Annotated in this window: 7 protein-coding genes; 6 read left to right on the forward strand and 1 reads right to left on the reverse strand. The window is 39.6% G+C overall.

Annotated elements, in window-relative coordinates; genetic code table 11:
* Window positions 1-24 precede the first annotated feature (24 nt).
* The 6 genes from OZP07_RS20725 to fsa all read left to right on the forward strand — a co-directional run bounded on the left by OZP07_RS20725 (window position 25) and on the right by fsa (window position 11,210).
* Window positions 25-1,083 (forward strand): glycoside hydrolase family 43 protein, encoded by a 1,059-nt coding sequence (locus OZP07_RS20725; RefSeq protein ID WP_281636595.1) that lies wholly within the window; start codon window positions 25-27, stop codon window positions 1,081-1,083.
* Between the two features lie 14 nt (window positions 1,084-1,097).
* On the forward strand, window positions 1,098-3,719 hold the full coding sequence (locus tag OZP07_RS20730; protein ID WP_281636596.1) for an alpha-L-arabinofuranosidase C-terminal domain-containing protein: 2,622 nt from the start codon (window positions 1,098-1,100) through the stop codon (window positions 3,717-3,719).
* A gap of 11 nt (window positions 3,720-3,730) precedes the next feature.
* Window positions 3,731-6,103, forward strand: a complete 2,373-nt coding sequence (locus OZP07_RS20735; protein WP_281636597.1) for a glycoside hydrolase family 127 protein — start codon at window positions 3,731-3,733, stop codon at window positions 6,101-6,103.
* A gap of 58 nt (window positions 6,104-6,161) precedes the next feature.
* A complete protein-coding gene (locus OZP07_RS20740; protein ID WP_281636598.1) occupies window positions 6,162-7,859 on the forward strand; it encodes a GH39 family glycosyl hydrolase in 1,698 nt (565 codons plus the stop codon).
* A 512-nt stretch (window positions 7,860-8,371) separates the two neighbouring features.
* Window positions 8,372-10,411, forward strand: a complete 2,040-nt coding sequence (locus tag OZP07_RS20745; protein WP_281636599.1) for a transketolase family protein — start codon at window positions 8,372-8,374, stop codon at window positions 10,409-10,411.
* Between the two features lie 142 nt (window positions 10,412-10,553).
* Window positions 10,554-11,210: a fructose-6-phosphate aldolase gene (gene fsa / locus OZP07_RS20750; protein ID WP_194643752.1), complete on the forward strand. Its 657-nt coding sequence runs from the start codon at window positions 10,554-10,556 to the stop codon at window positions 11,208-11,210.
* A gap of 80 nt (window positions 11,211-11,290) precedes the next feature.
* Here the strand turns inward: fsa and OZP07_RS20755 are convergent, their stop codons facing one another.
* Window positions 11,291-11,980 (reverse strand): NUDIX hydrolase, encoded by a 690-nt coding sequence (locus OZP07_RS20755; RefSeq protein WP_194643750.1) that lies wholly within the window; start codon window positions 11,978-11,980, stop codon window positions 11,291-11,293.
* Window positions 11,981-12,137: the final 157 nt, after the last annotated feature.

Below are 12,137 nucleotides of genomic sequence, written 5' to 3' on the forward strand. Positions count from 1 at the left end.
CGCTGTATTGTTCAAATTAAAAACATGAAAAATTTCAAATCCCTGATTGCTTTGAGCATTCTGATTTTTGCCGGCAGTTTTGCATTGGCACAAAAAGCCAAATTCCCTAAAGAAAAAGAGATGGGAGCTTACCTGATGGTTTATTTTAAAGATGATACTCACGGCTTGTACATGGCTTTGAGCAAAGACGGCTACAGTTTTACCGATGTAAACAATGCCAAGCCAATAATAGCCGGCGATACAATAGCTGAGCAAAAAGGAATACGCGACCCATACATATACCGCGCACCCGACGGAATGTTTTATCTGGCTCTCACCGATCTTCATATTTACGGACAAAAAGAGGGTTACCGAACTACCGAATGGGAACGTGACGGCAAGCAGTACGGCTGGGGTAACAACCGCGGACTCGTTTTAATGAAATCACCAGATTTGATACATTGGTCACATACTGTCCTCCGGGTAGATCAGGCATTCCCGGAATTGGCAGACATTGGCTGTGCTTGGGCTCCTGAACTTATTTATGACGAAAAAGAAAACAAAACCATGATTTACTTTACCATGCGTTTTGGCACTCAAAAAAACAAAGTCTATTATTCGTATATGAACAAGGATTTTACCAAAATAGAAACCCTGCCAAAAAGCATTTTCGAATATCCTGAAGACAAAGAATACATAGATGCCGACATTACAAAAGCAGGCGGTAAATACCACATGCTTATTGCTTCTCATAATGGAGGTTCCCATATAGAGCAGGCCATTTCAGACTCTATTAATAGTGGATACCAATTAAATCCACAGCGTGTCGACGGCGAAAAAGTAGGATGCGAAGCTCCAAACGTTTACAAGCTTATCGGCCAGAATAAATGGATGCTGATTTATGACATCTACCGCATCAATCCGCACAATTTCGGGTTTAGCGAGACTTCTGATTTTGTGAATTTCAAAAGCTTGGGTCACTTCAATGAAGGAGTAATGAAATCGACTAATTTTTCGGTGCCAAAGCATCCTTCTGTTATTCAGATCACAAAAAAAGAAGCGCAAAAACTGGCTAAAAACTGGAACTGTGACATAAAATTTTAATGTATTGAACTATCATGACAGCTATTTTCAACTTTCAAAAACAAAAAAAATATTTCCTGGGACTGCTTTTTGCTTTTTTTACAGCATTTTCGGCATTCGCCAATAACCCAAAAGTGGCCTATATCTTTTCTTATACCTCTGGAAAAAGTTTCGACGGACTTCATTTTGCCTGGAGCACCGATAAAATCAACTGGCATCCCATAGGTCCGGAATACAGTTATATCCATTCCGATTACGGAGCCTGGGGTTCACAAAAAAGAATGGTTTCGCCGATAGTATTTTCAGGCGCAGACGGACAATGGCACTGCGTTTGGAGCCTTAATGAGAAAGACGGCAATTTTGCACACGCTTCGTCCAAAGATCTTCTCTATTGGGGACGCCAGTCGTATCCTGTTGTTATGACAGATAAAAACTGCCTGATGCCCGAGGTAACTTACAATAAAGAAAAACAGGAATACACCGTTTCATGGATAAGCCAAGAACAGGCAGAAACTAAAGCATGGAGCACAACTACCAAAGATTTTAAAAAGTATACAGAAACTAAAAGCATTCCGGTATCCGAGCATAAAAACTCCCGCAGTACTATTATTATTTCCGGGAAATCAGAAACAGGTTCTATTAATAAAGTAGACTGGAGCGTAGTTGACGGACTGATAAAAACTCAGCAATTGTCAGCCTATAAAAATCTGCTTTGGTCTGAAACTGCTAAAACTGACAAAGACCGTTTTGCAGATTTGAAACCTGTTGATGCAAAATTTACTGCCGATGTTTCCAAAAACAAAAAAATCAGCAATACACTGCTTGGAATCTTTTTTGAGGACATCAATTATGGTGCAGACGGAGGTCTGTATGCCGAACTGATTCAAAACAGAGACTTCGAATATACTCCAGCCGATACCAAAGGCAGAGACAAAACCTGGAACAGCACTAAATCTTGGAGTCTAAAAGGCGAAAGTTCAAAATATGTCATCGATTCCATAAACCCGATTCATCCTAACAACAAGCATTACGCTAAACTTTCGATTAAACAGGCTGGAACCGCTTTAGAAAATGAAGGTTTTGACGGAATTGCAGTAAAAGCAGGCGAAAAACATGATTTTTCAGTATTTGCACGTTCGGCAGAAAGCAAAGCTGGTAAACTTCTTGTTCGTCTTGTCGGCAAAAATGGAGAAGTCTTAGGCGAAGCATCAACTACAGCCATTTCAAAAGACTGGAAAAAATACAATGCAGTGATTACATCGAAAATTACCGAGGCTAATGCCAGTCTGGAAATCGTTCCGCAGATGACTGGAGAATTAGATGTAGACCTGATTTCGCTTTTCCCGCAAAAAACTTTCAAAGGCCGTAAAAACGGACTTCGTGCCGATTTAGGCCAAACCATTGCCGATCTAAAACCAAAATTCATGCGTTTCCCTGGCGGCTGTGTTGCCCACGGGGATGGGTTAGAAAATATTTACAGATGGAAAAACACCATCGGACCGTTGGAAACGAGAAAACCAATGCCTAACCTTTGGAGATACCATCAGACTGTTGGTTTGGGTTATTTCGAGTACTTCCAATTCTGTGAAGATATTGGAGCTGCGCCGTTACCAGTAATTGCCGCTGGAGTACCCTGCCAAAATTCATCAACCGGAGGAGCCGGACAGCAATGCGGTATTCCAATGGCCGAAATGGAAAGTTACGTACAGGACATTCTGGATCTAGTCGAATATGCCAATGGCGATGTGACTACCAAATGGGGAAAAAAACGTGCTGAAGCAGGACATCCAAAACCTTTCAACTTAAAATATATAGGCATAGGAAACGAAGACCTTATCACTGATCTTTTTGAAGAACGTTTTACGATGATCTTCAAAGCTATGAAAGAAAAATATCCTGAAATAACTGTAATCGGAACCGTAGGCCCAAATTTTGAAGGCACTGATTACCAAGAAGGCTGGGATATCGCGTCCAAATTGGGTGTGCCAATGGTAGACGAACATTACTATCAGTCACCGGGCTGGTTCATCTACAATCAGGATTATTATGACAGCTATGACCGCTCAAAACCAAAAGTGTATCTGGGCGAATATGCCTCTCACCTGCCAGGAAGACCTAACTGTCTGGAAACTGCATTGTCCGAAGCGCTGTACCTTACTTCTGTTGAACGCAATGCAGATGTCGTGAGCATGACTTCTTATGCCCCATTATTAGCCAAAGACAAACATACACAATGGAATCCTAATCTGATATATTTTAATAATACCGAAGTAAAACCAACTGTTGGCTACGAAGTACAGAAACTTTATGGACAAAACGACGGCGACCTGTACATTCCGAGCGAAACTGCGCTTTCCAACAATCAGGAAAATGTAAAAAGCCGTATCGCCATATCAGTAATCCGCGATTCCAAAAGCAGCGACCTGATTGTAAAACTGGTAAACATGCTTCCGATTCCAATCAGCACTTCAGTAGATTTAAAGAACAGCAATCTGGAAAATACGCAGGCTGTAAAAACAGTTTTAACAGGGGAACCAAGCGATAAAAATGCAAGGCCAACTGTTACATCCTGCTCAGCATCTGAGTTAGCAAAAACCGAATTACCGGCTTATTCATTTACAGTTTATCGTATTAAAACAATTGGCACAAAAAAATAAAATTCAAAAAAATGATACAGAATAGTATTAAAAAAACGCTTTGGATCGGACTAATATTAGTTTCAGCATCGGTCGTTTACGGACAGTCAGCCAAACTTGAAAGTTTTCCATTATCATCCGTGCGTCTGCTTGACAGTCCTTTTAAAGCAGCTCAGCAAACCGATTTGAAATATATTTTATCGCTTGATGCAGACCGTCTTCTGGCTCCTTATTTCAAAGAAGCCGGATTGGAAACAAAAGCAAAAAATTATCCCAATTGGGAAAATACAGGTCTTGATGGTCACATTGGCGGTCATTATGTTTCGGCTTTATCCGAAATGTATGCAGCAACTGGAAATCAGCAGATAAAACAAAGGCTTGATTATATGCTTAATGGTTTCGAAAAATGCCAGCAGAAAAACGGAAACGGATACATTGGCGGTGTTCCGGGAAGCAAAGCATTATGGGAAGAAATTACCAAAGGAAAAATTGAGGCCGGAAGCTTTTCCCTGAATAATAAATGGGTGCCATGGTACAATATCCATAAAGTATATGCCGGACTGGCTGATGCTTACACTCTGACTGGAAGTGAAAAAGCCAAAAAAATGCTGATCCAGCTTTCGGACTGGTGCCTGAATCTTACCGCAAATCTTACCGATGACCAAATCCAGCAGATGCTGCGCAGCGAACACGGCGGTATGAATGAAGTTTTTGCTGATGTAGCAGCAATCACAGGTGATAAAAAATATCTGATTCTGGCACAAAAATTCTCTCATAAAGCCATTCTTGATCCGCTTTTGAAAAATACAGATGCCCTTAACGGAATTCACGCCAATACACAAATCCCTAAAGTAATAGGTTTTATGCGTGTTTCCGAAGTGAATGGAGATAAACAATGGGCAGATGCAGCAGACTTTTTTTGGAATACCGTTGTAAATAACCGCACGATTTCTATCGGAGGAAACAGCGTCAGAGAACACTTTAACCCAACAAACGATTTTTCGTCTATGCTGGAATCGAGAGAAGGCCCGGAAACCTGCAACAGTTACAATATGCTTAAACTGAGTAAGCATTTGTTCCTTGCCAATCCTTCTTCAAAATATATAGATTATTATGAGCGTACAACCTACAATCATATACTGTCATCCCAGCATCCAGAGGGGGGATTTGTGTATTTCACTCCTATCCGCCCGCGTCATTACAGAGTGTATTCAGAACCGCAGCAGTCTTTCTGGTGCTGTGTGGGATCTGGTTTAGAGAATCACGGAAAATATGGCGAACTGATTTATGCCCATGACAAACAAAATCTCTATGTTAACCTTTTTATTCCTTCGACCCTGAATTGGAAAGAAAAAGGAATTACTGTAACTCAAAACACTAAATTCCCGTTTGAAGAACAATCTTCATTAACATTAACATTAAAAAAACCACAGCAGTTTGCCATTAAGTTCCGTTATCCTTCTTGGGTTGAAGACGGAAAAATGAAGATTACTGTCAACAGCAAAGAAATCAGCATTTCAAAAGATGCGAATTCTTATGTTTCCATCGAACAAAAATGGAAAACAGGAGATATAATTTCTGTTATTTTACCAATGCATAACAAAACAGAACAGCTTCCGGACAAATCAGCTTGGGTTTCTTTTCTGCATGGACCTATCGTGTTGGCAGCAATTACGGACACAACCGATCTTAAAGGTTTAATAGCCGATGACAGCCGTATGGGGCATATTGCCAGCGGACCGATTTATCCAATAGAAGATGCGCCATTACTGGTTTCCAGCAATACTGATTTAGCTGCTTCATTGAAAACCGTAGCGGATAAACCTTTTACTTATTCCGCTTCGGATATTATTTATCAGGAAAAATACAAAAACCTGAAACTCGTTCCATTCTTCCAGATTCACAATGCAAGATACATGCTGTATTGGCCTTATACGACGCAGGAAAAACTGCCCGAAATACAAAAAGCAATGAAAGAGCGGGAAGAAATTCAGATGAAACTGGAAGCTCTTACTATTGATGCAGTTACCGCCGGAGAACAACAGCCGGAATCAGACCATAATTTCAAAGGAGAAAAGACTGATACCGGAATGTTTAAAGAACGTCATTACCGTAACGGACAAGATTTCTTTAGTTACGATTTAAAAAATCTGCTTCTGGAAGCCCGAAAACTGCGCATTACTTATTTTGGTGCCGACAAGAATAAAGATTTTGATGTTTATGTCAATGATACTTTGGCAGTATCAATAAAGATGGACGGATCCGAAGGAAATCAATTTATCGACAAGACAATTGAACTTCCTTCAGCCATTATTGAAGGAAAACAAAAAATACTGCAGATACAATTTAAGGCAAAGCCAAATTCTAGTATTACGGGTATTTATGAAGTACGGTTATTGAAATAGAATAACTATTCAATAAGAAAGGGTTGGTTTTTAGCAAAAATCTTAAAATATTTATATTATGATTAAACATTTTTTGACATGCTGCCTATGTGTAAGTTTTACAATAACTACCATTAAAGCACAGGAAACCTTTGTTCCGCAAAAATCAGCCGAAGTAAAAATAATGCTGGACAAACCAGTCGGAGACATGTACCCAATGTGGGCATGGTTCGGATATGATGAACCAAATTACACCTACATGAAAGATGGCAAAAAACTGCTGACCGAATTAGCAGCACTTTCACCTGTACCGGTATATGTAAGAGCACACAGCCTGCTTGTAAGCGGAGACGGAACTGCAGCACTTAAATGGGGCAGTACAAATGCTTATACAGAAGATTCCAATGGCAATCCAATATATAACTGGAAAATTGTCGACAGTATTTTTGACACTTATATCAAACGCGGTATGAAACCGCTTGCGCAGATTGGATTTATGCCACAAGCAATGAGTACAAACCCCGAGCCTTATAAACATTTCTGGAAACCGGGAGATCCATACAGCGATATTCTGACGGGCTGGGCTTATCCGCCAAAAGACTATAACAAATGGGCAGAACTAGTTTACCAATGGGTAAAACATAGTGTTGAACGTTATGGTAAAAAAGAAGTGGAAAGCTGGTATTGGGAAGTATGGAACGAACCCAACGGTTACTGGAAAGGCACTATGGAAGAATTCTTTAAGCTATACGATTATTCGGCAGATGCCGTGAAAAGAGCACTTCCAACAGCAAAAATCGGCGGTCTTAATATCGCTGGAACAAGGAGCGAAAATGCCCAAAAGTGGACAAATGCTTTTATACAGCATTGCATCAGCGGTACTAATTATGCAACAGGCAAAAAAGGCTCACCACTGGATGCTTTTCTTTTTCACGCAAAAGGAAATCCAAAATTAGTGGACGGCATAGTCCGAATGGATATGTCACCGCAGTTAAAGGACATTTCGACCGGATTCAAAATTGCATCCTCCTATCCGGAAACTAAAAATCTCCCGATCATCATTGGTGAAAGCGACCCGGAAGGATGTGCTGCCTGCGGCATGGCTACCAATCCGCAGAACGCTTACCGCAACGGCACTATGTACAGCAGTTACACAGCAGCATCGTTTGCCAGAAAATATCTGCTGGCCGATAAATATAATGTCAATTTTCTAGGTGCGGTTTCCTGGTCATTTGAATTCGAAAACCAGCCTTGGTTCTATGGTTTCCGTGATTTGGCAACAAACGGAGTCGATAAACCAGTACTGAATGTATTCCGTATGTTTGGTAAAATGAGTGGTAAACGCGTAGCTGTACAAAGTAGCCGCATGACTCCATTGGATGCAATTGTAGAGAACAGCGTACGCGGTGAACAGTCTGAAATTGGTGCACTTGCCAGCGCTGATAAAAAAACAGCTGCCATCATGCTCTGGAATTACCATGATCTTGACCAATTGGAAACTGCTGAATCAGTTCAGGTCAGCATTAGCGGTATCAAAGCTAAAAAAGTAACACTCACCCATTACACCATCGACAGCCTGCACAGCAACTCATACGAAGTTTGGAAAAAAATGGATTCTCCGCAAAATCCAACTGCAGAACAAGTAACAGCGCTTGAAAAAGCCGGTCAATTAGAAACCATTGGTAACCCGCAAAAACTAAATGTAAAAGAGGGAGCTTTGGAAATCAACATCTCCTTGCCCAGACAGGCAGTTTCCCTGCTCAAACTCGACTGGTAAGCTAAGCAGTTATTCTGTCTGGAACAGAATATTTTGCAGCATATATACCTTATTGCCTTACATCCCTTTTGTGTCTTGTCTCTTTCAATAAAGCAAAGAAAGACACAAAAGGTTTTTTTTATTTAAGCTAAAACTTAAGCGGCACTTCTTTGCATTTAGAAAAAAATGCAGTTCATATTTTTTTAGATATAGACGCATTCAAAACTTATAAAAAAAATGATATTTTCTTTTTGCTATTGTAAAATAAATTTGCCTATATTTGTAAATGTGTTTTTTACACTTATTATTTTATTCTTACTTATAATCTCAGATCCAAATAGTTATTTGAATAGACAAATCAAAACCTGAACAAAATAATAAACTCCTGCTATTTGAATAAAGCTGCAAAACAAAACTGCTTTATATTTTAAAATCATTTATAAAAGATCTTGGAAAAAGATAAAATACTTTATCAAAAAACCAACTTCAAAAAACCGCCGATACAGTTATAAAAAAAATTAACACCATAAATTATGAACCAAAAAATTGACAATTTAGCCGCAGACAATATAAGAGCGCTGGCTATCTCTATGGTAGAAAAAGCAAATTCAGGACACCCGGGAGGTGCCATGGGAGGTGCTGATTTTATGCATATTTTATACACGGAATATTTAAATTATGATCCATCACAGATGGACTGGCCTTTCAGAGACCGTTTCTTTATGGATGCGGGACACTTATCGGCTTTGATGTATGCACAGTATTATTTATTAGGAAACTATAAAAAAGAAGACGTACAGCAGTTCAGACAATGGGGATCGGTAACGCCGGGACACCCTGAAGTGGATGTTTTAAGAGGAATCGAAAACACCTCAGGACCTCTTGGGCAAGGTCATACAATGGGGGTTGGAGCAGCAATTGCTGCCAAATTTCTTGGAGCAAGATTCAAAGGCCTTTTTGACCACAAAATATACGGATTCATTACCGACGGGGGCGTTCAGGAAGAGATTTCGCAGGGAGCCGGAAGAATCGCAGGACATTTGGGGCTGAACAATTTCATTATGTTTTATGATTCAAATGACGTACAGCTTTCTTCGATGACCGATGAAGTAACATCCGAAGATACTGCTATGAAATACCAGGCCTGGGGATGGAATGTAATCACCATTGACGGCCACGACCATTCGCAGATCCGAAAAGCGCTTGATACTGCCAATCAGGAAACGGAAAGACCGACCTTGATTATCGGAAAAACAATCATGGGCAAAGGCTGTGTTACTGCTGACGGAGGCATGTATGAAGGTGAATGCGAACTGCACGGAAAACCTATCGGTGACACCAAAGCCGATTACACAAAAACCTTAATAAACTTAGGAGCCAACCCGGAAGATCCTTTTACAATTTATCAGGAAGTAGCTTCGCATTATGCTGCTATTCTCTCCCAAAAAACAGAAAAAGCGTCTGCCAAAAAACAGCAGATTGCACAGTGGGAGAATGAAAATCCGGCATTGGCACAAAAAATGGAACTGTTTTTATCGGGAAAACTACCGGAACTGGATTTGAGTAAAGTGGTTCAGAAACCAAATGCGGCGACCAGAGATGCTTCATCAGCAGTACTGGCTTATCTGGCTGAAAACGTTGAAAATATCATTGTTTCCTCTGCCGATTTATCCAACAGTGATAAAACTGACGGCTTTTTGAAAAAATCATCTGTACTGCAGAAAAATAATTTCAGCGGTGCCTTTTTACAGGCAGGAGTTGCCGAACTGACGATGACTTCCATTGCCAACGGAATCGCTCTCCATGGCGGTGTAGTCCCTGTAGTGGCAACATTCTTTGTGTTTTCAGATTATATGAAACCAGCCATCCGACTGGCAGCCATTCAAGAACTTCCTGTGAAATATGTGCTTACACACGACTCTTTCCGCGTGGGCGAAGACGGACCTACACACCAGCCAATCGAGCAGGAAGCACAGATGCGTCTATTAGAAAAAGTAAAAAACCATAAGGGACACCAAAGCCTTTTGGCACTTCGCCCTGCCGATGCCGTTGAAACTTCGGTGGCCTGGGATATGGCTTTGAAAAATACTAATACTCCAACGGCTTTAATCCTTTCCAGACAGGGTATTAAAGATATTCCGGCAGTTCAAAATTCAAGATATGATGAAGCTCTTGGAGCCCAAAAAGGAGGCTATCTGGTAAAACAGACTACAGATCCTGACATTACTTTAATCGCAAACGGATCGGAAGTTTCTACGCTTATCGGTGCTGCAGTGATTTTAGAAGAAGAACACAATCTGAAGGTAAATATCGCTTCAATAATATCCGAAGGATTGTTTAAATCACAGTCCAAATCGTATCAGGAGAGCGTTATTCCAAAAGGGAAATTAGTTTTTGGACTTACGGCAGGATTACCAGTTAACCTTGAAGGATTAATAGGCGACAGCGGAAAAATAGCAGGACTGGATCATTTTGGCTATTCAGCACCGGCGGGTGTTCTGGATGAAAAATTCGGGTTTAACAGCCTAAGCGTTGCTGCAGAAATACTGAAATATATCAAAGGAAGTAACTAAGTTACTGGGCCGCTAAGTTACTGAGAAAAAAATCAGAATCTCAGCAACTTAAAAAAACTAATTATAAACCATAAGCTTCAAAGTTCTGAGATAAAAAAACTTAGAATCTCAGCAACTTAGGATCTTAGCAACTTAAAAAAATATGAAATTTTTTATCGATACAGCAAATTTAAAAGACATCAAAGAAGCCAACGATTTAGGAATATTAGACGGAGTAACAACAAATCCTTCGCTTATGGCAAAAGAAGGAATCACAGGAGCCGACAACATTCTTGCACATTATGTAAAAATATGCGAATTAGTTGACGGTGATGTAAGCGCCGAAGTAATTTCGACCGATTTTGAAGGAATGATTGCCGAAGGAGAAAAACTGGCCGCTTTACATCCGCAGATTGTGGTTAAAATCCCAATGATTAAAGACGGAATAAAGGCATGCAAATATTTTTCTGATAAAGGAATCAGAACTAATGTGACTTTGGTTTTCTCAGTTGGACAGGCATTGCTTGCAGCCAAAGCGGGTGCTACCTATGTTTCTCCATTTTTAGGAAGACTGGATGACATTTGTACAGACGGTATGGGACTAATTGCCGAAATCAGACAGGTATATGACAATTATGATTTTCAGACACAGATTTTATCAGCTTCTGTCCGAAATACTATGCACGTAATTAATTGTGCCAAAGTAGGATCGGATGTAATGACTGGTCCGTTATCTTCAATAACCGGATTATTAAAACATCCTTTGACTGACAGCGGATTGGCAACATTCTTGGCTGATTACCAAAAAGGAAACAGCTAAGATCAAATCCTATTTATCCCCAAATAAAAAAGGAAGATTCGATTGAATCTTCCTTTTTTATTTTATATCAGCCAAACTATTTAAAAGTTTATAGCAAAATCGTTCAAAAGTTTAGCATCATATTTCTCTTTGTCAAAAGTATAGAGGTATGAACCTTTTCTTGACGAAGTCATATCTTTTTCATCCAATTTTATTAGTATATCCAGTGAATTGATTTTACTGATAAAATTTCTTTTATCAATTTCTTTGTCCAGAATTGATTCATACAGCTTAAGCAGCTGGCTCATTTTAAATTTTTCAGGCAAAAGCTCAAAGCCAACAGGTTTCATTGAGGTTCTATAACGCAGTCTTCTAATGGCATGTGCTAACATTTTATCGTGGTCAAAAATCAGCTTTGGCACTTCAGAAACACTAAACCATTTGGCATGATAATTCTGAATCAATTCAGCATTATGATTTTCAACATTAATCAAAGCATAATAAGCAACCGATATCGTTCTCTCAACAGGATCACGGTCTATTTCACTATAAGTATAAAGCTGTTCCATATAAATATCCTGAATTCCTGTATAAGTATTCAGTACCCTGATGGCGGCATCGTCTAATACTTCCTCTTTCTTAAGGAATCCTCCCATTAAAGACCATTTTCCTTTTTCGGGTTCGAAGTCCCTTTTAATTAAGAGAATTTTTAGACCCTCGTCATCAAAGCCAAAAATGATACAATCGACCGCTAAAAGAGCTTTATCTTCTGTACTATAACTATTTAACATATTAACATCTATATATAAGCTGTAAATATAAGAACTTCCTTAAAACTACCAAATTAATTTAGTGTGGCTTATACACTAATACGAGTCATCCTTCATAACAGAACTTTAAGCCTATAACTGTAGGCTTTTTTCACATAACGACAGCGCATTGAGTAGT

Origin of the sequence: Flavobacterium marginilacus (assembly GCF_026870155.1) — a bacterium.
In the GTDB taxonomy this organism is placed as follows: domain Bacteria; phylum Bacteroidota; class Bacteroidia; order Flavobacteriales; family Flavobacteriaceae; genus Flavobacterium; species Flavobacterium marginilacus.